Origin of the sequence: Chryseobacterium sp. CP-77 (assembly GCF_036362765.1) — a bacterium.
GTDB classification, from domain to species: Bacteria; Bacteroidota; Bacteroidia; order Flavobacteriales; family Weeksellaceae; genus Chryseobacterium; species Chryseobacterium cupriresistens.
The window spans coordinates 3193094-3218111 of the sequence record NZ_CP143637.1 but is presented as its reverse complement, the minus strand read 5'-3'; the positions used below and the strand labels follow the sequence as shown (position 1 = coordinate 3218111).

Genomic DNA, 25018 nt, shown 5'->3' with positions numbered 1-25018 from the left:
AAATAGAAATATTTGATGAATACTGAAGAGGAATAGTGGTCATGAAGAAAAATTTATACTATATTCGATAAAAAATAATAAATGAAAAAGTTTTATTCTGTTGTTTTTCTGTTGATTACCATGGCTGTATTCGGACAGATCAATTATACAATTTCTCCTGATCCGTTCAACGAAACAGATGTGATCACACTTACTGTTCCCGGGGATCAGATTGATGAGTCTGCGTGGGGCGTTTCCAACAACGCCATTTATATCTGGACATGGTCGTTTGACACCAATTATCAGAATAGCCAGGATTGCCCTACCAATGGCAGCTGGAACAATTCCAATGATCTGAATAAGCTGAATTATAATGCAGCAACAGACAGTTATTCACTCACTTTTACACCAACTTCTTTTTATGGAAGAACAGGAATCGGAAGGTTTGGGTTTTTATTAAAAGATAAGACGGGATCGCACCAGACTTCACCCGATATTTTTGTAAACGTAGGGACTTTAAACTTAACGCTTACAAATCCATTGGCGAACAGCCTCACTTCAGTTCCTGCGGGAAATTCCATTACCATTACGGCGACGGCAAGTACCAATGCTACATTTCAGCTAAAAGCCAACGGAACTGTTGTCAATTCAACAACAACGCCTTCACAGTCTTATTCTTACAATTATACAGTTACCCAGGATGCAAATATGGAACTTGTGGCGACACAGGGAACCAATTCCAAAACGGCAGCATTCATTGTACAGGTTCCAAGAAATGTTGTTTCTCAGGCAATACCCAACTGGATCAGACAGGGAATCAATTATCATCCGACAGATCCAACCAAGGTGGGATTGGCTTTATATGCTCCGGGAAAAAATTTTGTACACGTCATAGGAAGTTTCAATAACTGGGCGGTGAATGATACCTATTTAATGAAAAAAGACACCACAAATCCTGATCTGTACTGGATTGAGCTCAATGGAATAACTCCTCAGCAGCTTTATACCTTCCAATACAGAACCAATGATTTGAGAAAAGTAGCAGATCCCTATTCGCCACAAATTCTTTCCTCTTATGATGATCCGTGGATTTCCGCAACTACTTATCCGAATTTACCAGCATTTCCTGCCGGACAGGGTTTTGAAGTGTCAACATTTAAAACAGGCCAGACCGCTTATAACTGGCAGGTTACCAATTTTCAAAGACCTGCGAAACAGGATCTTATAGTGTATGAATTATTATTGAGAGATTTCACACAGGAAAAGAACTGGCAGTCACTGATCAATAAAATTTCCTATTTAAAGAATCTGAAAATCAATGCTATAGAACTGCTTCCGATCATGGAATTTGACGGAAATCTTTCCTGGGGATATAATACTTCTTTCCATTATGCATTGGACAAAGCCTACGGTACTCCCGAAAAATTCAAAGAATTTGTAGATGTATGCCACCAGAATGGAATTGCAGTCATTCTGGATGTCGCATTTAATCATGCTACAGGACGTTCACCTCTGGTAAGACTCTGGAATATTGATCCGGATGGTGATGGCTATGGAAATGTTGCAGCCAACAACCCTTACTTTAATCAGGTTCCGAAACATTCATACAATGTATTTAACGATTTTAACCATACCAGCCTTTCAACGCAATATTACGTTGAAAGATGTCTTGAGCAATGGCTGACTGAATATCACATAGACGGTTTCCGCTGGGATTTAACCAAAGGATTTACGCAAAGCTGTTCCGAAAATGATGAAGCCTGTACCAATGCCTATCAGCAGGACAGAGTAGACATCATGAAACATTATGCAGACAGACAATGGGCTATTGATCCGAATTCTTACATGATCTTCGAACACCTTGGAACTGATGCAGAAGAACAGCAATGGGCGAATTACAGAATAGCAGAAGGAAAAGGTGTTATGCTTTGGAATAAACAGACAGATCCTTACAATCAGAATACGATGGGATATAAGGAAAACAGCAATTACGACCGAATGAACCACAGTCTTCACGGATTTACCAATATGAGTGGCGTAGGGTACGGAGAAAGCCACGATGAAGAAAGGCTTATGTTTAAAAACCTTGCATATGGTGCAGTGAACGGAAACTATGATGTAAAAAACCTGAATACCGCTCTTGAAAGAATGAAAACTTTCGGGGCAACGTTCTTTACTATTCCTGGTCCGAAAATGATCTGGCAGTTTGGAGAATTAGGATATGAATTCAGCATCAACAGATGTGCAAACGGTACGATAGACAGCGGATGCAGAACCGATGAGAAACCTGTTGCATTTACGCTGGGATATGATACTGATGTGAATAGAAAAGCAGTCTACGATACATGGGCTAAAATCATCAATATCAGAAATACCTATCCGGTTTTTAAATCTAAAACCTATACTATAGAATCCAACAATCTTACGAACGATCCCAATGGCCTGATCACAAGAATTTATGTGTATGATGCCTCTATTACCACAGGAATAAAGAATGTTGTCGTATTGGCCAATTACACGACTTCTACACAGAATGTAGTGCCTTATTTCCCTTACACAGGTCAATGGCAGAATCTGATGGACAACAGTATTTCGAATATAGTTTCCACAACGGCTCCGATCACTTTACAGCCCGGAGAATTCAGAATCTTTGGAAATTATGCAGGTGCGTTGTCTACTGTAGATACCAATGCAGCCAATAAACTATCCCTTCAGATTGCAGATAATCCTGTCCGAAATGGAATCGCCAAACTGGTTTTCAATAAAGCAAAAAATGGGGAAATTTCAATTTTTGATATGACTGGCAAAAGAATGGATTCTTTCAAACTGGATAAAGAAAATGGCATCTATGAAGCGAAAATCAGTTATCCGGCAGGAACTTATCTGGTACAGTTGAAATCAGAGACAGGAATAGCCATTCAAAAGATGATTATTAAATAAAACAAAAGATGAAGTTGCCTAGACTTATAAAAAATATTGAATATCTTAAAAACCATTAAGAAGGTTAAGAAATAAAGTATAGTTAAGGTTAATCATTCTGATTTTTAAGCTTCTTTTACTCCTCTTAAACCCTTATTAAATCTTAATGGTTCAAAAATAAAAAGTTTAAACAAGTTCCATACAAAATAAAAGGCAAATTTGCGGATCAGCAGATTTGCCTTTTTTTGTAAGTTCAGAAAAATAGTCTACTTTTGCAGTAGATTTATCAAGAAAGGTGGAGGGATTTGGCCCGGTGAAACCTTAGCAACCTGCACAATTCCAGCGTGTAAAGGTGCTAATTCCAACCCTTTGGGAGAGATAATTGAAGTCAATACTCTATATGAATTCCATTTCTTGAAGTCTTGTGTATCTGCGGAAAGATCCGTCAGATTGGTAGTATTAATTGGCAAGAACAAAAATGAAAAAATTAAGCACAGCTGTACTATTGCTTGGAGCAATTCTGGTAGCTGCTCAGGAAAGTGAGGAAAAAGGAAAACAGATCGAAGATATCATCATCGTCGGAAACCGTAATGTTAAAAGAACAAAACTGGAGACGCCGGTTCCTGTAGATGTTATCAATATCGATAAAATCCAGAGAAGCGCTCCGCAAATGACCGCTCAGGATCTGCTGAATTACGTGATTCCGTCGTTTAATGCGGTGAGGCAGTCTGCTTCTGATGGCACAGAGCATATTGATCCCGTAACATTAAGAGGAATGGGCCCCGATCAGGTTCTCGTACTGCTTAACGGAAAAAGAAGACATACTACTTCATTGGTCAATTATCAGAATACCGTAGGAAATGGTTCTGTAGGAACAGATTTGAGTACCATTCCCGTAATTGCTATTGACAGAATAGAAGTGTTACGAGACGGAGCTGCTGCACAATATGGATCTGATGCTATTGCCGGAGTGATCAACATTATTCTTAAGAAAAATGCCGGAGCTTCAGCAAGTCTTACTTACGGATTAAGCGGAAGAAATGATGGAGATACTTACCAGGCAGGAGTCAACTATGGTGCTTCATTAGGAAAAAAAGACGGTTATATCAATCTATCCCTGCAATTAAGCCACAGAGGAAAAACCACAAGAACTCAAAATCACGATCTGGATATTTTCGGAGATAATTTTGCGTATGAATTTGCAGGTGACGCTGAAGCTGTAAAAGCAGCCAGAGCTGCGGATGATGCCGAAATTGAAAAAAGAGGGTTGACCCGTGATGATTTTAATTTTCAGATCGGAGATGCCCAGATCAGACAGGGACAGTTGTTTTTCAATTCAGAATACCCTTTTAATGATCATTTTAAACTCTATTCTTTCGGAGGTTTCAGTATTAAAGAAGGAGAAGGGTTTGGTTTCAGAAGACTGCCAAGCGAAAAGTCTAATGTGGTTTCATCCATTTATCCGAACGGTTTTCAGGCGGTTCTTGGGTCTCAGGTATATGATGTTTCCTATGCTGTAGGTGCAAAATATAATGTTAACAACTGGCTATTTGACCTGAGTAATACGTTCGGGAGCAATACCTTCAATTATAAGGTAAGCAACACCAATAATGCTTCTCTGGGTGCAAAATCACCCACAAGTTTTTATGCAGGTGCCCATAGTTTTCTGCAGAATACCATTAATCTTGATGTTTCCAAAAATATAAACCGTTTCAATATTGCGTTCGGTGGTGAGTTCAGGTTTGAACAATACCAGATCAAAGCTGGTGATGAAGCTTCTTATACCCAATATGATATCAATGGAAATGTGGCCACTGAAGGATCTACAGTACTTGGAGCAGGCGGATCTCAATCCTTTATCGGATTTTCTCCCAACAATGCCTTGAAGAAAGACAGGCATTCCACCGCAATATATGCAGATGTTTCCTATGATTTGGATAAAAAACTGAATATTGATGCTGCTGCCAGGTTTGAAAATTATTCAGATTTCGGAAATACCTTGAATGGAAAACTCGCTGTACGATATGAGTTTGTAAAAAACTATGCAGTAAGAGCCGCTGTTGGGACAGGATTCAGAGCACCATCATTGCAACAGCAATATTTTAATAATTCCTATGCGGATATTTCTACTTCCGGTTCAAAGATTGTTACCAAAGGAATATTCAGCAACGATAGCGAAGCTGCCAGAATTCTTGGATTTGATAAACTTAAACAGGAAACTTCTGTCAATGCAAGTGCCGGATTGACGTTAAAACCATTAAAAGGACTGTTCATTACAATAGATGGCTATTTTATTAAAGTAAAAGACAGAATAGTTATTACAGGTAATATTACAGATCCAAGACTATCAAATCCTGCTGTAGTTGGGCATGGAAATGAGGTAGAAAGCGGAAGATTCTTCGCTAATGCTATTGATACAGAAACGAAAGGTGTGGATGTAGTGGTTTCCTATGACTGGATTCTTGGGAACGGAAAATTAAATATGAATCTTGCCGGAAACTATACGGAAACAAAAATCACAGATTTTCATTTTCCTGAAAACTTAGGAACGCCTCAGGATCAGTTTTTTGGTCCCGATCAGATCAATATCATTGAAACACTGTCTCCAAAAACAAAAGCTTCATTAGGATTAAATTATGGAATCGGAAAATTCAGTTTTCTCGTAAGAAATACCTATTTTGGTAAGGTAATAAGAGATGGTTATCCGTTTGGAGACGTGCAGGAATTCTCACCAAAAGTAGTGACAGACATCAGCGTAGGGTATGATATCAGCAAAAGTATCAATTTTACAGTAGGAGCCAACAATATATTTGATGTCTTTCCGGACCGCCAGATTTATAAAAATTCATATTATGGAGTATTCAAATATGCGCCTGTACAGATGGGAACGCTGGGGAATTATTTCTTCGGAAGGCTTAATTTTAATTTTTAATCATTAAATGAGTACTGCCTCACATCAGATTGGCTGGAAAACAGCCGCAGCCATTGTCGTTTCCAATATGATCGGAACAGGGATTTTTACCACCCTGGGATTTCAGCTTTCCGATATTACCAATACCTACAGTATTTTCCTGCTATGGAGCATCGGAGGGGTTCTCGCTTTGTTCGGGGCATTTTGCTACGCAGAATTGGGCTCCCATTTTAAAGGGAACGGAGGCGATTTTATTTATCTTAAAGAAACCTATCATCCGATTTTCGGATATCTCATAAGCTGGATTTCGCTCATCATAGGATTTTCCTCTCCCGTAGCGCTGGCAGCATTGGCTATGTCGAAATATCTTTCTGTATTTGAGTATTCTTTTGGAAACGGATTTGCCATAGCCGCGATATTCCTGGTAGCAATTGCCTTATCATTCAGCCTGAAAACATCCAGCAGGTTTCACAACTTTTTTACCTTCATTAAGATCGCTTTTATTATTGTACTGGTTATTCTTGGAGTAGGAATTTCAAATTCACCCCAGATCGGTAACAGCCTTAATTTCAGTGACAGCTGGCAGAATGAGATCATGCTTCCTGCCTTTGCTACCTCTCTGGTATTTGTTACCTATTCCTACACAGGCTGGAATTCAGCTTCCTATATTGCCGGAGAAATAAAGGATGTGCAGAAAAATCTTCCGAAATCCTTGATTATAGGAACTGTTTTTGTGACGGTAAGCTATATTCTGGTGAATTATATTATGCTGAAACATGCTCCTGTAAATCAGCTGGCAGGAAAAGAAGATGTGATGGGAGAAGCAGCAGTCAATATGCTTGGACCGGCTTTTGGAAAAATTGTTAATATTTTTATAGCCCTGCAGCTGATTGCAACCATAAGCGGATACTTGTGGGTTGGCTCAAGACTGACACAGGCTTTTGCAAAACATACCCACATCTGGAAACCATTATCAGCTGGAAATGCAAAAGGAATTCCGGTAAGAGCTATTTTTGCCCATGCTGTGATTGCTGCTATTATTATTTTAACGGGTAGCTTTAAAGAAATTTTTGTCTATACAGCTTTTATACTACAGCTTTTTGCAAGTCTTGCGATCTCGACGGTATTCTTTCTGAAGAAAAAAGACAGGAAGATCTTTAAGTCGAATGCTTTCCATATTTTTCCGGCTGTTTTTCTGCTGTTCAGTATCTATATTCTCTATTTTACATTCATTCATAACCCTAAAGAAAGCCTCATAGGATTAGGAATTATTGCAGTAGGAATTGTTTTATACATAATAGACAGAAGACTTTCTAAAAGATCTTAGAGCCTGATTTCAATATCATAAACATTTTTACAATTCGGCTTTTTTACCTTTTTGACTCTTTATCCCTAATGCTCAAAAATTTATGATGATGAGGAATTTTAATTTTGAATTAATAATCCTTATCTTTGCACCCACAAAATTTCTACAATGTCTAAATCATTAATTCCAAAATTAGAAGCTATAAAACAAAGATATAATGAGGTTGCAGACCTTATTATACAGCCTGATGTCATTTCAGACCAAAAAAGATATTCTTCTTTGAACAAAGAATATAGTGATTTGGGAAAAATTGTAAGAGTTTATGATCAGTACAAGGGCGCTTTGGACAGTATCGCAGAATCTGAAGAAATTATCGCAGATGGTTCAGACAGAGACCTGGTAGATCTGGCTAAAGAAGAAAAATTGGAAGCCCAGGCTAAACTTCCCGGATTGGAAGAAGAGCTGAAAGTATTGCTGATTCCTAAAGATCCTGCAGATGACAAAAACGTTATCGTGGAACTACGTGCCGGAACCGGAGGTGATGAAGCCGCTATTTTCGTGGAAGATATCTACAGAATGTATACCATGTATTTCAAAACAAAAGGATGGAGACATGAAGTGACAGATTCTAATGAAGCAGCGAAAGGATACAAGGAATTGATCATGAAAGTGGAAGGAGAAGGTGTTTACGGAATCATGAAGTTTGAATCCGGAGTTCACCGTGTACAGCGTGTACCTGAAACAGAATCTCAGGGAAGAGTACACACTTCTGCCATTACAGTGGCAGTTCTTCCGGAAGCTGAAGAAGTAGATTTTGAACTGAATCCTGCAGATATTGAAATGCAGACTTCCCGTTCAGGTGGTGCCGGAGGTCAGAACGTAAACAAGGTTGAAACGAAAGTTCAGCTTACCCACAAGCCTTCAGGACTTGTTGTGGTTTGTCAGCAGGCTCGTTCTCAGCTTGCTAACCGTGAGCTGGCGATGGAAATGCTAAGAACAAAACTATACGATATTGAATTACAGAAAGTACAGGGAGATATCGCTGCACAACGTAAATCTATGGTTTCTACCGGTGACCGTTCTGCAAAAATTAAAACGTACAATTATCCGCAAGGTAGAGTTACAGATCACAGAATCAACAAGTCTATGTACAACCTTGATGCTTACATGAATGGCGATATTTCTGAAATGATTGATGCCGTAATCATGGCAGAAAATGCAGAAAAGATGAAAGGAGAAGAAGAAAATTACTAAAAAATCGAAATAATTAAAATACAGCCTCTGATTTTTCAGGGGCTTTTTTACATACTAAATACAATTTAAACTATGAAAAACTACAAAATTATTTTCCTGCTGTTGCTTTCCGTGATGGGACAGCAGCTGATGGCTCAGACAGAAGTGAAGAAACCCAAAGAAGCCTTTGAACTCTTTTTCGGAACTTTTGTGAATAATGATGAAACAGCTTTGAACAAACTGAACGATTATCTAAGACCTACTGTAGAAGGTCAGAATGCGTATCAGGTAGATTTTAAGGAAACTTCAAAAGAAATGATAAATGGCAGCGTAGAGAGCTTTCTGGCTGCTTTCCCTAAAGCCACGGCTTCAGCATGCAAAAAAGAGGCGGAAGAGTATTTTATCGCAATGTTTGGGAATTTTAAAAAAGGAAAACTGACTGTTAAAAATGTAAAAGTGGTCCCGAATGAATATGTTAAAGACGAAAAAATTGCAGAAATAAGTTATTCCGTAAGCTTTCTGGTTCCCTCGAAATTAACTTCCGGACCAAAAGGCGATCTGAGTAAAATAAAAGCAGAAGAACTGAAAAAATATCTGGTTCAGGCAGCGCAGGATTTCAAAAATGCTGATAAAACGGTAACAGCTGATCAGAGTTTTAATCTTTACGAAATGAAAGTAGGAGACAAAATATATTACTGGAACGGAAGCCCGGATGAGATTGTTTCCAACCTTACCGATTTTTATTTTGAAAGCTTCGGAGCCAATGAATAACCGATTATAAAGTATAGAAAGTCCCAATACAATGGGGCTTTTTTTATTTCACATACTTTACGTATTTTTGAGACAAACCGATCAGTATGAATTTTAAGCCTATATTGTTAACAGCTGGAGTTTTGTTTTCAGCATCTTTTTATTCTCAGAAAATGAATTATCCTAAAGCGTTAAAAGGAAACCAGACAGATACCTATTTTGGAACAGCCGTTTCTGATCCCTTCAGAGATCTGGAAAATGATTCTGAACCTACCAAAAAATGGGTGGATGAAGAAGTCGCTTACAGCCAGAATTACCTTTCTAAAATTCCGTTCAGGGATAAAATTAAAAATCAGTTGAAGGAAATCTGGAACTATGAAAAAATTTCAGCGCCTTTCAAAGAAGGAGATTATACCTATTATTATAAAAATGACGGTCTGCAGGCCCAGTCTGTTTTGTATAGAACAAACAACAAGACCAATGCTACAGAAGTATTTTTAGATCCTAATAAATTTTCAGAAAAAGGAACAACTTCTCTTTCCAACCTGTCGTTCAATAAAAAAGGAAACCTTGCTGCCTACTCTATTTCTGAAGGAGGAAGCGATTGGAACAAGATCATCATCATCGATGCAGTAACCAAAAAACAGATTGATGAAACTTTACTGGATGTGAAATTCAGTGGAATTTCATGGCAGGGAGATGAAGGCTTCTATTATTCAAGCTACGACAAACCGAAAGAAGGAACAGTTCTTTCAGGGATGACTGATAAGCATAAAGTATACTTCCACAAGCTGGGAACAAAGCAGTCTGAAGATAAACTGATTTTCGGAGGAGAGAAAACGCCAAGAAGATATTTAAGTGCAGGAGTTTCTGAAGACCAGAGATATCTTATCATTTCTGCAGCGAATGCTACCAATGGTAATGAATTGTACATAAAAGACCTTCAAAAAGGCGGAGATTTTGTGCAGATTATGAACGGATTTGATATCAATGCCAGCATTGTCGACACACAGGGTGATGATCTTTTCATTTTCACAGATAAAGATGCACCGAATATGCGTCTTGTAAAAACAACCATCAGCAACCCGGCTCCGGCAACATGGAAAGATGTCATTCCACAGACAGAAAATGTTTTAGGAATTTCTTCAGGTGGTGGATATTTCTTCGCAACCTATATGATTGATGCTATAGATCAGGTAAAACAATTCGATAAAACCGGAAAACTGATCAGAGAAATTGCTCTTCCCGGCAAAGGAAATATCTCAGGGTTCGGAGGAAAAGAAAAAGAGAAAGATGTTTACTTCTCTTTCAGCAATTATATTACACCGGGAACTACCTATAAATTCAATGTAGACTCAGGAAAATCTGAAATCTATCAAAAACCTAAAGTGAAGTTTAATCCGGATGACTATGTTTCGGAACAGGTATTCTATACTTCAAAAGACGGTACAAAAGTTCCTATGATGATCAATTACAAGAAGGGAACTAAACTTAACGGTAAAAACCCTACTATTCTGTATTCTTATGGAGGTTTCAACATCAGCCTGCAGCCATCATTCTCTGTAGTCAATGCCATCTGGATGGAAAATGGTGGTATTTACGCTGTTCCAAATATCCGTGGAGGAGGTGAGTATGGTAAAAAGTGGCACGATGCCGGGACTAAGCAGCAGAAGAAAAATGTTTTTGAAGACTTTATCGCTGCCGGAGAATATCTTCAAAGTAAAGGGTATACTTCAAAAGAATACATGGCGCTGTCAGGAAGATCAAACGGAGGATTATTAGTAGGAGCGACAATGACAATGAGACCTGATCTAGCCAGAGTAGCCTTCCCTGGAGTTGGAGTTCTGGATATGCTGAGGTATAATAAATTTACAGCCGGAGCAGGATGGTCTTATGATTACGGTACTGCAGAAGACAGTAAAGAAATGTTTGAATACCTTAAATCTTACTCACCTGTACACAATGTAAAAGCAGGAACTTGTTATCCTTCCACAATGATTATCACCAGTGATCACGATGACAGGGTTGTTCCGGCACACTCTTTCAAATTTGGTGCAGAGCTTCAGGAAAAACAGGCATGTAAAAACCCTATTCTCTTAAGAATTGAAAAGAATGCAGGACACGGCGCCGGAAGATCTACAGATCAGGTGATCAGTGAAAATGCAGATCTTATATCATTTGCATTGTTTGAGATGGGAATAAAGAAATAACTCTAAAAAAGTAAAATATTTAAACAAACAGTCGATTTTATTTAAAATTGGCTGTTTTTTTTATGCTGTTATGTTTATAATTCTTATTTTTAGGGCGGATATTTAAAGTTTATTAATTCTAAACTAATTAGGTAATTATGAAAAAAAGAATTTTACTGGTTTGTGCATTGGCTGCTGGGCTATCCAGCCTTAATGCGCAGAGGTGGGAACCTGCCTCACAAAGAACATCAGAGATCAGAAAAGAAGTAGAAGTTCAGTATGCTTACAGATTTGATTTACAGTCTCTTAGAAATATTCTGAAAGATGCTGTAGAAACAGGTAAAGGAGCTCAGGCTGTAATTGTATCTCTGCCTACAGCAGAAGGAAAAATTGAAAAATTTGCTGTTTATAGTGATCCTGTGATGGAAAAATCCATGGCAGACAGATATCAGCTGGGATCTTATGTAGGAGTAGGGGTTGATGATCCTGGCAAATATGTAAGATTCAGTACTGCACCTACTGAAATGCAGTCGATGATTATCAAAGACGGGAAATTTCAGTTTATAGAGCCTATTACTGCTGATAAGCAGGTGTATGGTGTTTTCTATAAAACAAAAAGAACAGAGGCAGATCATGGTTTTGAATGTACTACCGAAGAGAAAAACTTCAAAGATATTAAATCATTAGAAGCTTTCGGAAAAAAAAACCTTTCTAATGTAGGAATTACAAACAGACCTGCAAGTACGAAATTCAGAACTTACAGATTGGCTCTCTCTACTACGGGAGAATATACAAAGAAATTTGATCCGACTGGAGGAGTAACCAATACCGTTACTCAGATGAACGCTACTATAACCCGTGTAAATGGCGTTTTTCAAAAAGATTTTGCAATTAAACTGATTATTCAGGATCTTCCTAACATTATATATACAGACCCTGCAACAGATCCTTATACTGGGAACTTAAACTTACAGCTTCAGCAAACCTTAACAGCTCAAGTAGGGAATGCGAATTATGATATGGGGCATGTATTCAATGCTGCCGGTGGTAACGGAAATGCCGGATCTATCGGATCTACATGTGTTGATCCTGCTACAGCTACTTCATTAGCAAAAGGATCTGCGTTTACACAGAATACCAATCCAACAGGAGATCTTTTTGATATTGATTATGTTGCGCATGAAATGGGACACCAGCTTGGAGGAAACCATACCTTTTCACATGCTACGGAAGGCTCTGGTGTAAATGTTGAGCCGGGTGGAGGAACAACAATTATGGGATATGCCGGAATTACTCAGGACAATGTACAGGCTAATTCGGATGCTTATTTCCATTATTCTTCAATTAATCAGATTCTTAATAGCTTAGACGCAAAGACTACTTGTGGAACATCTGAAAATATTACAAATAATACAGCCCCTACTATTGCTGCCCTTACAGCATATACTATTCCAAAGGGCACTCCTTATTACCTGGATGCATCTGCTACCGATGCTGAAGGTGATGCAATAAAATATACCTGGGAGCAATATGACAGTGTCAATAATCTTGCTTCTATTTCCGGAGACAGTGGTTGGGGATACAATGCACAAGGCTCGATTGCAAGATCTTTCTTCGGAACAGCAAGCGGAAGAAGATATTTCCCGAGTTTACCACTTGTAATGGCTGGAAAACTTACTAATAAAGCTACCTGGGAAACCGTTTCTTACATACCGAGAATACTTCACTATGCGGTAACTGCTAGAGATGAAAATGCTTTGAGACCAATGCTTGTATCTTCAGAAACAACCCTTACTGTAGGAAATGACGGACCATTTAAATTTAATGGAATTACTTCTTCGACAACCCTATACAATAATGCATCAAATACAATTACGTGGGATGTTGCCAATACCAATGCTGCACCATATAACGCAAGTAATGTAAAGATTGAGTATACTACAGACCTTGTTAATGGATCTGCATGGACAGAATTAGTGGCCTCCACTCCAAATACAGGATCTTATACAGTACAGATGCCTGCAAATCTTACAGGAGCAATCAAATTAAAAATTTCAGCTATAGGAAACGTATTCTACGCAGTATCTCCACAGGTAACTGTAGGTACAGCCCCTACATCTACTACAGCAGCTCCTACAGGAGTATCAGCTTTAGCATCCGAAATCTTAAAAACTACAGCAAGATTATCTTGGAATAATGTGCCGGGAGCTACTTATTCTATTAACTATAGAAAAGTAGGAGAAACAAACTGGCAGAATACAACAAGCTCTGTAAACTCTGTTTTATTAAGTAGTTTAGAAGATGAAACTAATTATGAAGCTCAGGTTGCAGCTGTTGTGAATAGTGTTCCGGGAACATTCTCAGCAAACTATGCATTTAAAACAAAAGGTTTAACTACAGGAGCAGATTATTGTCTGATGAGTACAGGGGGAAATAACCTGAATGCACCATATTACAGCGGTCTTATTCAGCTTAACTTATCTAATCTTGCTTATTTCTCCGGTAATTTAGCCACTGCAGCAAAAACTTATCTTGATTTCAGTGATGATCCAACGAAAATAATTAATTTAACAAAAGGAACCCAGTATACAGCTTCATTTAGAAATTTAGGGCATGATTTGGGTACATACAGTGACTTCCTTGAAATCTGGATCGATTATAATAGAAATGGAATTTTTGAATCTACTGAAAAAGTAGGATCTCATTCAGCTGTCCCTGTATACAATGCAGCAAACCAGCTTAGCTTCCATGATGGAACAATTACATTTACTGTACCCGCAACTGCATATGCAGGCGATAAAACATTGAGAATGAGAGTTGCAAGTACATTCTTTAATGCAGCCACAGGACCATGTGGTGTTTCATCAGTTCCGGTACAGGGAGGAGGAGTTATTTCTACTGGAGGCTTCAGAGACTTTACTGTAAAAATTGCAGAAACCCTTGCTGTAAATGAAACAAAAGATGTAAAATCAACTGAGATTTCAATCTATCCGAACCCTGCAGATACTTTTGTAGAAGTGAAAAATCTGAAAGGAAAAGCAGATTATAAAATCTATACTGCTGACGGAAGATTAGCTCAGGAAGGTCAGATTGATGGACAAAGAATTAATGTTGCTTCATTAATCAAAGGGATGTATGTGATCACGATAAAAGATGACAAAAATACTTACAATACGAAGCTTATCAAAAAATAAGCAGACTATTTATAAATAAGAATGGCCGGGCATTTGTCCGGCCATTTTCTTTTATTAAAATCAAGAAAAACAGAATGTTAACAGAAGTTTCATGTTTCGTTCAAAAAAATTAACTTTACGGGGACAAAAATAATTGGAATGCGAAAGACAATTTCTGTGAAAAACCCGGATTTTAGTGTATTACCTCAGGAAAGAGAGATTTACAATTTTGAAAAAGACGGTCTTGAACTCAAATCATCCTATGAAAAAAAAGATGTAAAAGATGAATCATTAACGCAGACTTCTCCAGGAATTGCTCCCTATCTGAGAGGGCCGTATTCCACGATGTACGTTCAAAAGCCATGGACGATCCGTCAGTATGCCGGGTTTTCCACAGCCGAAGAATCCAATGCTTTTTACAGAAGAAACCTTGCAGCCGGTCAGAAAGGGCTTTCCGTAGCATTTGACCTGGCTACGCACAGAGGATATGATTCTGACCATTCAAGGGTGGTGGGAGACGTAGGAAAAGCAGGTGTTGCCATCGACTCTGTGGAAGATATGAAGATTCTTTTCAATGAGATTCCATTGGATCAGATTTCAGTATCCATGACCATGAACGGAGCGGTACTTCCAATTTTGTCTTTCTACATCGTAGCGGCAGAAGAGCAGGGCGTAAAACAGGAGCTGCTTTCAGGAACCATTCAGAATGATATTTTGAAAGAATTCATGGTGAGAAATACGTATATCTATCCGCCGGCACCTTCCATGAAGATCATCGCAGATATTTTTGAATATACCTCGCAAAACATTCCGAAATTCAATTCCATTTCCATTTCCGGATACCATATGCAGGAAGCTGGTGCAACACCCGTACTTGAAATGGCGTACACGCTGGCAGACGGTCTTGAATACGTAAGAACAGGTATCAAAGCAGGAATGAACGTAGACGATTTTGCCCCGAGACTATCTTTCTTCTGGGCAATCGGAATGAATCATTTCATGGAAATTGCTAAAATGCGTGCCGCAAGGTATATCTGGGCAACCCTTTTAAAACAGTTTAATCCTCAGAACCCGAAATCTCTGGCATTAAGAACCCACTCTCAGACTTCCGGCTGGTCTCTGACAGAGCAGGAACCCTTCAATAATATTACAAGAACAGCTATTGAAGCGTTGTCTTCGGCTTTAGGAGGAACACAATCTCTCCACACCAATGCACTGGATGAAGCCATTGCACTTCCCACCGACTATTCAGCAAAAATTGCAAGAAATACACAGATCATTCTTCAGCAGGAAAGCGGAATATGCGATGTGGTAGATCCAATGGGAGGTAGTAACCTGGTGGAAAGCCTTACTCAGCAAATGATTGAAGAAGCGATGAGGTACATTGATGAGGTAGAACAGGAAGGAGGAATGACCAAAGCTATTGAAGCCGGAATTCCAAAAATGAGAATTGAAGAAGCTGCCGCTAAAAAACAGGCTAAGATTGATAGCGGGGAAGAATTCATTATCGGAGTGAATTCATTCAAATCCTCATTAAAACAGGATCAGATAGAAATCTTAGACATTGATAATACAGAAGTTCGCAGAAAGCAGATCGAAAGACTGAATACCATCAAAGCAGAACGAAATACAGAAGCGGTAGAACAAATTCTTAATGACATCCGTGAAAGCGCAAAAACAGGAAAAGGAAACCTTCTGGCACTATGTATTGAAGCCGCAAGAAGAAGAGTTACCCTTGGCGAAATGAGTGATGCCATGGAAGAATCTTTCGGAAGATATAAAGCAAATATTAAAACAATCTCTGGTGTATACGCAATGAATGCCGGTAAAAATGAATATTTTGAAAAAGCCCTTGCCCTGACTCAGAAATTTGAAGAAGAAGAAGGACGACGCCCAAGGCTAATGGTTGCAAAAATGGGACAGGATGGCCACGACAGAGGCGCAAAAGTAGTGGCAACAGCATTTGCCGATATGGGATTTGATGTGGATGTGGCTCCCTTATTCCAGACCCCGGAAGAAGTCGCTAAACAGGCTGTAGAAAATGATATTCACATCTTGGGTGTTTCTTCACTGGCAGCAGGACACAAAACACTGGTTCCGCAGGTGGTGGAAGAATTATCCAAGCTGGGAGCAGATGATATCACTATCGTTGTAGGAGGAGTAATTCCCCAGCAGGACTATGAATTCCTGTATGCCAACGGTGCCGATTTTATTTTCGGACCTGGAACCAATCTTCCGAAATGTGCCGTCGAAATTCTGGAAAAATTTCTAAATTAATTCTTTGTAGAGAATAACTTGCATGGCTTTTGTATAGTTTAATGAAAAAATTTCATTATGGCTTATACAGTAGTTTCAGTATTTCCGGTGACTGTAGATACAGAGGAAATTAAAAAAGGATTAAAAGAAAAAGGCTTTGACGAAGCAAACATCATTATTTCAAAGTCCAGAGTAGAAAGTGGTATGTCTGCTGATCAGTATCAGGAAGATAAACAGACACAGGATTTTTTCGACTATGTTTTTGCTCACGATGCAGAAATGTTGGACGCTTACCGCAAGCACAGCATAGGCAGAAGCAATGTTATTGTTTATACCGATAATCTTGAACAGGCAAAATCTGCCAAAGAAGTATTAAATGAATATGGAGCTCTTGAAGTCTACCGAAAGCCTTCAGAAAAAAGAGACAGCATTCCGGAGGGTATGACAGAGGATGAATATAATGGTATTATTGCCAAAGCAAGACATAATCTTTACTTTCTCGGATCAGAAAGAGTCTATCATTCCAATCAGGTAAAAGGAATGGATGACGAAATGGATAGTCTGGGTTCAAAAGATTAATTTCACAATAAATAAAAGACTGGTTAAAAAAATAACCAGTCTTTTTATTAAAAAATATTTTGATTCTCAGAAAAATGTATATATTTGCACCTGAAAATCAAGTTTAACCAATAAAAAACGACGAAGCAATGTTCAGAACTAAACAGAATTCTACAGTTGGATTGCCACTTATGGTGGTAAGGCTTCGCGGTTTGGTACATTCTTAGAATAACAGTACAATGAAATATCAAAACCCGAAGTCGTAAAGATTTCGGGTTTTTTATTGCGCAATATTTCAAACTTCAAGTTTCCTCGAAATCTTTTTTAGTGTCATTAAAGGCAAAATAAGATGAGAAATATTCCTCAGAACTATTTCGTCTATTATTAATCCATTCAACTAGTGTTTTAGTTGATTAAAAGCTGTGTGAGATAAAAATTAAGATTTCACACAAGGCTTCTGTTCACAATGGAAAATGATAACCTTTTGCTTTCCCGCCTGAGAAGTGTGAGAAGCAGAAAAAGAACAATTAGAAAAGATGTAGAAAAGCAGATAAGAAAAAAATATCGACGTAGTGAAGAACTTTGGGAAATCAGACGAAATACCCCATGGATTCCTTTGGATAAGCCTTATCAAAGAGGATTTGTACGATTCTTTGTGGTAAGAGAAGATGTGATGAGATCCAAAGACGGAGAATTCTTTGAAGGAATACTGAAGAAAATTAATACCTACATGTATTCGGAAAGCCGCCGGTTTTTAAAAAAGAAAAGAAAATTCGGGCGGAGAATATACGTAGAGAGAGTACAGAAACTCCAGCATATTTCTTCATATTCCTGGAATGACCCAAAGCTGGGACTTACAGCAAGAGAAAGACAGTATTTTTTGAAACAGGAAGAATATTGCCCGGCCCGGAAGTCTTATGTGCCTTACTACGAATTTATTGAACCATGGAGGTTTGCCCTGCGTACAAGACCTAATATGATCACCCATTATAAACCTGTAAACTTTGAATTGGAAAAAGAGTGTGCAGAACTGGACGATTATTTAGGGCAGCATAAAATTGTAGGAATTATCAACAAAACAATGTATGGTAAGTCATCTTCATGGAAAAGCAAAAGAGAAGATATTCCACTTATTAAAAGCAGGAAATATGCTACCTGCACAATGTCTGCAACAGAGATTGCAGAAAGCTTACAGGACGAATAAGTCCAACTGTTATTTAAAACAAAAACAATGGGAAATTTAAAACTAAAAGGAAAAGATATATTAAAACTGGGCTATCCAAATAATCAAAGCGTCAACGTAGCATTGGAAGTCATGAAAAGAAATTTTGCAACGAAGAATATTCACCACGTAAAATCTCTTTTAAAGGAAATCCTGCTGAATCCGGAAGAATTTGAAAAAGATCTCACCTTCGGACAGATTGCAGAAACCTTGCTTTCATCCAAAAAAACTGAAAAGCGGATGCTGAATTCACAGCGGGCTTCATTTCAGATTTTTGGTACTAACATTTCAGAGGAGGCAAAAAATCAGCTATACACTGCCTTGAAGCTGCCAATTTCAACTCAGGGAGCATTAATGCCTGATGCCCACAGCGGTTACGGCCTTCCTATCGGTGGAGTCCTGGCGGTGGAAAATGCAGTAATCCCTTATGGAGTAGGAATGGATATTGGCTGCAGAATGAGCCTCAGTATTCTGGATACGCCCGTTTCATATCTTGAAGGAGCAAGAGATAAGTATGAAAAAGCGCTTGCTGAACATACAAAATTCGGAATGTATGAGACCCATAAATCTCACATAGATCACGAGATTTTCGACAGAGATACATTCGATATGATCCCGATCTTAAGAAGATTAAAGGGAAAAGCCATCAAACAGATGGGGTCCTCAGGCGGCGGAAATCATTTTGTAGAATTCGGGGAAGTGGAAATCATCGAAGAAGACGAACAGATTGGCCTGCCTAAAGGAAAATATCTGGGAATACTTTCTCACAGCGGCTCAAGAGGTCTTGGAGCTGAGATAGCCCAGTATTACTCAAGAGTGGCAACAGAACAGTGTCCATTACCAAAAGAAGCTCAAAACTTCGCCTGGCTGGACCTCAGTACCCACCTGGGACTGGAATACTGGACGGCAATGAACCTTGCCGGAGATTATGCTTCAGCCTGCCACGATGATATTCACAGAAGGCTGGTGAAAGCGGTCGGTGGAAGAGTAAAAGCCAGAATTGAAAACCATCACAACTTCGCGTGGAAAGAAATCCATAACGGAAAAGAAGTGATTGTTCACCGGAAAGGGGCCACTCCTGCCAATGAGAATGAATTGGGAATGATTCCCGGATCCATGACGGCGAAAGGATTTATCGTTCGTGGAAAAGGAAACCCGGAATCCCTGAACTCTGCATCTCATGGAGCCGGAAGAGCGCATTCAAGAGGGGAATGCAGAAGCCTTTTCACCCAGCATGACATCAAAAAAGAACTGAAGATGAAAAATGTCACACTGATCGGCGGAAATGCAGAGGAAGCACCAATGGCCTACAAGGACATCAATGAAGTGATGAATGCACAGAGTGAGCTGGTAGACATCCTGGGAACATTTCAACCACGAATTGTGAGAATGGATAAGTAATCAGCCTAATATTTTATAACCTTACAGGTTTCAAAAACCTGTAAGGTTTAGTAAAATGTAACAAAAAAATGGAAAAATTAATACAGATCACTTCAGGAAGAGGTCCTTTGGAATGCCAGTGGGTGGTAGCCAAGGTCCTGAAGAGCTTTCTTGAAGAGGCAAAACACAATACAATAGAATACGAAATCATTCATCGTGAAAACGGTGATGAAAATCTGACCTTAAAATCAGTGACTGTACTTTTAAAAGGAAAAGAAGTAAACCCGTTTCTGAAAAGCTGGCTGGGAAGCATTTGCTGGATTGGAAAAAGTACCTTCAGGAAACTGCATAAAAGAAGCAACTGGTTTATCGGAATTTTTGAATTGGAAAATGTCAAAATGATTGATTTCAATGAAAAAGATATCAGATTTCAGACTGCGAGGAGTCAGGGAAGCGGAGGGCAAAATGTAAATAAAGTGAATACTGCTGTGCGCGCCACTCATATTCCCACTAAAGAAACTGTTTTTGTGCAGGATTCCCGCTCACAACTTGAAAATAAAAAGTTATCGGTTATCAGATTAAAAGAAAAGGTAATGGCGGTTTATATTCAACAGTTGGAAAGAAAGCTGAAAGAAACCTGGTCTATGCAGATACAGGTGGAACGTGGAAATCCGGTTCGTACATTTTCAGGAACAGATTTTAAAAAAAATTATGAAGACAGGACATTCAAAAAACAAAGGAATGCCTTGAAAAATGAACTTAAAAACTACAACAATGACCTTAACTAAAAGCAAATATTATTTTGAAGCGTTAGACTACTTTCCATTCAATCTTTCTGAATGCATGGATGCACTGAACTACGCGTTATCTTATGAACCTGAAGATGCAGACAGCCTTTGTCTGATGGGAAGAGTATATTCTGAAGAATTAAAGGATTATGAAACAGCAAAGAAGTACTTTAATGAAGCCATGCAAAGTAATATCGGGAATATCAATACTCCCCAATATTATATTGAATGTCTTTTGAATAATGAAGATTATCAAGAAGCAGAAAAACTGATTGACTTTGCTCTGAATTTAAAAGGTATTGACAAATCGGAAATTCTGAACTGCCAGTCTTTTCTTCATGAAAGAAACTTTGAGTATGAGAAGGCTTTAGGTGTCCTGAAAGAAGCTAAAAAATTTGCTTACAGCCGGGCAGCACTTGAAGTACTTGAAGACAGAGAAAAAATGATTGAAGGAAAAGTAACCAGAGCAGGTGACATAAAGAAAGCAGAGTAATCTTTTTTTGACTTATAATAAAAGCAGTATGACTGCCTCAGAAGTCAAATCATTTGACTTCTGTCATTCTGACGAAGGAAGAATCTCATTGATAACCATAAGCGTGAGATTCTTCACTCCATTATTGAACTACGTTCCAGACCTTCAGTCTGTGTTCAGAATGACAATTTTGAGGCAGTCTTATTTTTTATTGACAGAAATCAGATAATCATACACCATTTGATGCTGGTCATCAGTAAGCTTAGCCTTTGGAGCCATTCTGCTTAAAGTGTTGATCCATCCTTTGTCGTCATGCTTGGTTGGTTCCGGCAATTTATGGCATTTTGCACAGGAATTTTCAAAAATGGTCTTTCCCTGCGCCAGCTGCTCAGATGAGGTGTACTTTGGTCCGGTTACAGCCACACTCTTTGGTCCGCAGGATACCAGAAATGCTGATGCCGCGATACCTGTTAAAATGAATTTTTTCATATCCTAATATTTTTGTTTGATGAATTACTTCTTTACAGAAACAATATAATCATAAACCCATTGGTGCTGCTCATCCGTCAGTTTTGCTTTTGGAGCCATAGAATTCATGATTCCTACCCATTGTACAGGTGTATGTGAAGCAGGATCCGGCAATTTGTGACATCTTCCACAGGAGTTTTCAAAAATAGTTTTCCCTTGGGCAATCTGTTCTGCAGTAGACGTTGAAGTTCCTGCAGCAACAGTAGAGGTAGCAGCTTTCGGCGTACAGGAAACCAGTAGAATACCGGTAAACGAAGCCGCAACGATGAGTTTTTTCATGTTTCTTTTTTTGAGATATAACAAATGTAATAAATTCCTTAAGCCTTTGATACAGGGTGTTCTAGTTTTAATTTAGAAGAAATAAAAATTGAATTCGTACGAGATAGGGAATTACAAATAAAGATAATTGATGTCTTTTAACTCATCATTATGGAGCGGCTATTGACCATTCCCATTTTAATTATTAATTTTGAATCAATGAAATTTTCTACAGAAGAGTTAATAGAGGGAATACAATCAGGAAACAAACGCCTGATTGCAAAAGCTATTACATTGGTTGAAAGCAAAAAAGCGGAACACAGAGTACAGGCAGAAGAACTTTTAAAGAAAATTATGCCTTTTACCGGAAACTCTGTGAGAGTAGGAGTAACGGGAGTTCCCGGAGCCGGCAAATCTACTTTTATAGAAAACTTCGGACGCCTTGTTATTACCCAGGGAAAAAAGGTTGCCGTTTTGGCTATTGATCCCAGCTCGGCAATCAACAAAGGAAGTATTTTAGGGGATAAAACCAGAATGGAAGAACTGGCCAAAGAAGAAAATGCCTTTATACGCCCTTCCCCAAGTTCCGGGTTTCTCGGAGGAGTAGCCAATACCACTTTTGAAACCATGATGATCTGCGAGGCTGCAGGATACGATTATATTTTAATAGAAACCGTTGGAGTAGGACAGTCAGAAGTACTGGTTGCTGATATTACCGATGTTTTCTTATTTCTTAAAATCATTGGAGGCGGAGATGAACTTCAGGGCATAAAAAGAGGAATCATGGAAATGGTGGATGTTATTTTTATCAATAAAGTGGATCAGGATAACCTTCAGAAAGCGAAAAATACAAGACTTGAACTGAAAAGAGCTTTAGACTTTATTCCTCCTAAAGAAAAAGGCTGGAAGATCCCTGTGCTATTAGGTTCTGCTCTTCATAACGAAGGGCTGCAGGAGGTCTACGATAAAATATTTGAATTTATTGATCTGAAAAAGAAAAGCGGCCGTTTTGAAGAAATCCGAGTTCAGCAGGCTGAAAAGCGATTCGAATATTGGGTCCAGGAATATATTTTATCCCTGATGAAAAAAAGCAATCCGGTAGAGGAAGCTTATCATATGCACAAAAAAAATGCTTCAGCCATGGTTTCCAATCCAAGTACTGAAGCAAAATTATTTGTTGAAAAATTTTTATCTGATCAAAAAAGGGATTAAAGCTTCTCTTTTTCCTGTTTTACTTCAGTTTTTGAAATATATCCGTCATAAGTAATGGGCTGCCTGTCGCTGCTTCTCATCGATACGAAAGCTTTTCCGTTTTTAAAAATTTCTATATTCACTTCATCTACATTTCTTGCATCTTTAGGCTTGAATTTTAAAGTCCAGGTTCCCTTTTTATTCTGAGTTTTAGTTACCGTAAAATCTTTTGAGGTAAATCTGTAGCTGTTATCACTTGTGCTTCCGTAAGTTGGATTGAAAAGCCTTCCAAAGTAAGGAAGTACCACATCGAGTGTATTTTTACTTACATCAATGGTGTAATCTCCATTCAGATTAAGCATTCTCGTTGCAGTAGCATTGGGCATAGAGTTCATGACATTGATAACATCATAATTGGTAGGATTGGCTCGTTGTGCATAGAAGGTAAACTCCTGGGAATTTACTAAAGTATCCACTGTTTTCGAATCTAATGAACCTTGTGATGCACAGCTCTGAAATAGGAACAGGAATCCAAAAATCATCAGTAAGGAAATATACTTTTTCATAATGAGATAATTATTAATTTTAAACAGCAAAATGTATGCAAATATTTTCTTTATTAAATATTTTGGAATAAAAATTGTTAAGGTTGAATTATTAACACTCAAACTATGAAAGTTACACATCTATTTGGAATGGGAGCTATTGCTCTGTCGGCTGTTGCCTGTACTACAAATCCGATTACAGGAAGATCTTCTTTACAACTGGCCAACAATTCGGAAATTTTAACAATGTCTTCACAGGAATATAGAACGACATTGTCTAAAGGTAAAGTGATTACCGGTACGGCAGATGCAAAGAGAGTGGTAAATGTAGGAAACAGAATTAAAAATGCAGCAGAAAGATATTATCAGAGTATTGGAAGATCAGCGGATCTTGCCAACTATAGCTGGGAGTTTAATCTATTGCAGAGCAACGAGCTGAACGCATGGTGTATGCCCGGCGGTAAAGTAGCAGTTTATACCGGAATATTGCCGGTAACAAAAGACGATAACGGACTTGCCGTTGTAATGGGACATGAAGTTTCCCATGCATTGGCAGGCCACGGAAACGAAAGAATTTCTCAGGCAATGGTAGCCCAGTACGGAGGTGCTATCCTGGGAGGAACCATCTCCAATGCACAATGGGCCAGTGTTTTCCAGAAGGTATATCCTATCGGGTCGCAAGTGGCTTTACTGAAATACGGAAGAGGGCAGGAATCTGAGGCAGATGAAATGGGACTTTATCTGATGTCTATGGCCGGATATGATCCGAGAGCAGCCATTCCTTTCTGGAACAGAATGGAAGCAGCTTCTTCGGGAGCAAGACAGCCGGAATTCTTATCTACCCACCCAAGCCCGGAAACAAGAATTTCAGATATCAATAAAGATCTTCCGAAAGCTTTAGAATATTATAAGGCTGCGGGAGGAAAATTATAATGAGAATTTTAATCTTGAGTAAAGCCTTATTAAATTTTTAGTAAATTTGGTAAGGCTTTTTTATTTAACCACCTAAACACAATATTATGAAGAGTTTATCAATTACCGGACTTATCCTTTTAGCAGTTTCTGCATTACTTTTCTATCTGACAACCGATTTTGCCGTAGAACAAATAAAAATTTCCCACATTATGGGAATAATGGCAGGAATAGGTATAGGACTTATCATTGGAGGAATGGTAGGATATGTAAGTAAAGGAAGCGCTATCAAGGCCGAACAGAAGAGAAAGGAATTCAAACAGCTGCAGAAAGATAAAGAAGAGCTTGAAAAACAGGCAGCAGAAATTGCAAAACGCCAGGCTGAACTTGAAGCACAAAATAAAAACCCTCAAATTTAAATTTGAGGGTTTAGAGTTGTTATTTTCGA

The 25018-nt window shown here is 38.5% G+C and carries 19 protein-coding genes and 1 riboswitch; of the genes, 16 read left to right on the top strand and 3 right to left on the bottom strand.

Annotation, left to right across the window (positions count from 1 at the left end; genetic code table 11):
• The first annotated feature begins 81 nt into the window (after nt 1-81).
• The 13 genes from V0410_RS14270 (at nt 82) to V0410_RS14210 (ending at nt 21157) form a co-directional block, all read left to right on the top strand.
• Nucleotides 82-2919 carry an alpha-amylase family glycosyl hydrolase gene (locus tag V0410_RS14270; RefSeq protein ID WP_330744374.1) on the top strand — a complete coding sequence of 946 codons (2838 nt, stop codon included), beginning with the start codon at nt 82-84 and terminating at the stop codon, nt 2917-2919.
• 259 nt (nt 2920-3178) lie between these two features.
• A riboswitch (SAM riboswitch) is annotated at nt 3179-3283 on the top strand.
• A 93-nt stretch (nt 3284-3376) separates the two neighbouring features.
• Complete coding sequence (locus V0410_RS14265; RefSeq protein ID WP_330744372.1) at nt 3377-5830, top strand: TonB-dependent receptor plug domain-containing protein; 2454 nt, start codon at nt 3377-3379, stop codon at nt 5828-5830.
• A 7-nt stretch (nt 5831-5837) separates the two neighbouring features.
• Entirely contained in the window at nt 5838-7136 is a 1299-nt protein-coding gene (locus V0410_RS14260) for an APC family permease (RefSeq protein ID WP_330744370.1), read from the top strand.
• 147 nt (nt 7137-7283) lie between these two features.
• Complete coding sequence (gene prfA, locus V0410_RS14255) at nt 7284-8369, top strand: peptide chain release factor 1 (protein WP_062676053.1); 1086 nt, start codon at nt 7284-7286, stop codon at nt 8367-8369.
• A 72-nt stretch (nt 8370-8441) separates the two neighbouring features.
• A complete protein-coding gene (locus V0410_RS14250) occupies nt 8442-9119 on the top strand; it encodes a hypothetical protein (RefSeq protein ID WP_110009944.1) in 678 nt (225 codons plus the stop codon).
• A gap of 86 nt (nt 9120-9205) precedes the next feature.
• Nucleotides 9206-11308 (top strand): prolyl oligopeptidase family serine peptidase, encoded by a 2103-nt coding sequence (locus tag V0410_RS14245; protein ID WP_202840059.1) that lies wholly within the window; start codon nt 9206-9208, stop codon nt 11306-11308.
• Between the two features lie 137 nt (nt 11309-11445).
• Entirely contained in the window at nt 11446-14481 is a 3036-nt protein-coding gene (locus V0410_RS14240; protein WP_330744366.1) for a reprolysin-like metallopeptidase, read from the top strand.
• Nucleotides 14482-14619: 138 nt separating this feature from the next.
• Entirely contained in the window at nt 14620-16737 is a 2118-nt protein-coding gene (gene scpA / locus V0410_RS14235; protein ID WP_330744364.1) for a methylmalonyl-CoA mutase, read from the top strand.
• Nucleotides 16738-16794: 57 nt separating this feature from the next.
• A complete protein-coding gene (locus V0410_RS14230; protein ID WP_110009940.1) occupies nt 16795-17295 on the top strand; it encodes a hypothetical protein in 501 nt (166 codons plus the stop codon).
• Nucleotides 17296-17740: 445 nt separating this feature from the next.
• Entirely contained in the window at nt 17741-18478 is a 738-nt protein-coding gene (locus V0410_RS14225; RefSeq protein ID WP_330744359.1) for a hypothetical protein, read from the top strand.
• A gap of 27 nt (nt 18479-18505) precedes the next feature.
• The gene (locus V0410_RS14220) at nt 18506-19897 is read left to right on the top strand and encodes an RtcB family protein (protein WP_330744356.1); all 1392 of its coding nucleotides are present in this window, start codon (nt 18506-18508) and stop codon (nt 19895-19897) included.
• Between the two features lie 68 nt (nt 19898-19965).
• The gene (gene prfH, locus V0410_RS14215) at nt 19966-20664 is read left to right on the top strand and encodes a peptide chain release factor H (RefSeq protein WP_330744355.1); all 699 of its coding nucleotides are present in this window, start codon (nt 19966-19968) and stop codon (nt 20662-20664) included.
• On the top strand, nt 20651-21157 hold the full coding sequence (locus V0410_RS14210; RefSeq protein ID WP_330744353.1) for a tetratricopeptide repeat protein: 507 nt from the start codon (nt 20651-20653) through the stop codon (nt 21155-21157). The genes prfH and V0410_RS14210 overlap by 14 nt, the downstream gene beginning before the upstream one ends.
• Before the next feature lie 180 nt (nt 21158-21337).
• On the opposite strand, the gene V0410_RS14205 is transcribed toward V0410_RS14210, so the two are convergent.
• Both V0410_RS14205 and V0410_RS14200 read right to left on the bottom strand, forming a co-directional pair.
• Nucleotides 21338-21625, bottom strand: coding sequence for a c-type cytochrome (locus tag V0410_RS14205; protein ID WP_227942672.1), 288 nt, complete (start codon nt 21623-21625; stop codon nt 21338-21340).
• Between the two features lie 24 nt (nt 21626-21649).
• A complete protein-coding gene (locus tag V0410_RS14200) occupies nt 21650-21943 on the bottom strand; it encodes a c-type cytochrome (protein WP_330744351.1) in 294 nt (97 codons plus the stop codon).
• A gap of 198 nt (nt 21944-22141) precedes the next feature.
• On the opposite strand from V0410_RS14200, the gene meaB reads away from it, so the two are divergent.
• Complete coding sequence (gene meaB, locus V0410_RS14195; protein ID WP_330744349.1) at nt 22142-23134, top strand: methylmalonyl Co-A mutase-associated GTPase MeaB; 993 nt, start codon at nt 22142-22144, stop codon at nt 23132-23134.
• On the opposite strand, the gene V0410_RS14190 is transcribed toward meaB, so the two are convergent.
• Nucleotides 23131-23679 (bottom strand): DUF4251 domain-containing protein, encoded by a 549-nt coding sequence (locus tag V0410_RS14190; protein ID WP_110009934.1) that lies wholly within the window; start codon nt 23677-23679, stop codon nt 23131-23133. The two genes, meaB and V0410_RS14190, sit on opposite strands and share 4 nt — an antisense overlap.
• 105 nt (nt 23680-23784) lie before the next feature.
• On the opposite strand from V0410_RS14190, the gene V0410_RS14185 reads away from it, so the two are divergent.
• Together V0410_RS14185 and V0410_RS14180 are read left to right on the top strand one after the other, a co-directional pair.
• Nucleotides 23785-24591 carry a M48 family metallopeptidase gene (locus tag V0410_RS14185; protein WP_227942670.1) on the top strand — a complete coding sequence of 269 codons (807 nt, stop codon included), beginning with the start codon at nt 23785-23787 and terminating at the stop codon, nt 24589-24591.
• Between the two features lie 86 nt (nt 24592-24677).
• On the top strand, nt 24678-24989 hold the full coding sequence (locus V0410_RS14180) for a hypothetical protein (RefSeq protein WP_110009932.1): 312 nt from the start codon (nt 24678-24680) through the stop codon (nt 24987-24989).
• Nucleotides 24990-25018: the final 29 nt, after the last annotated feature.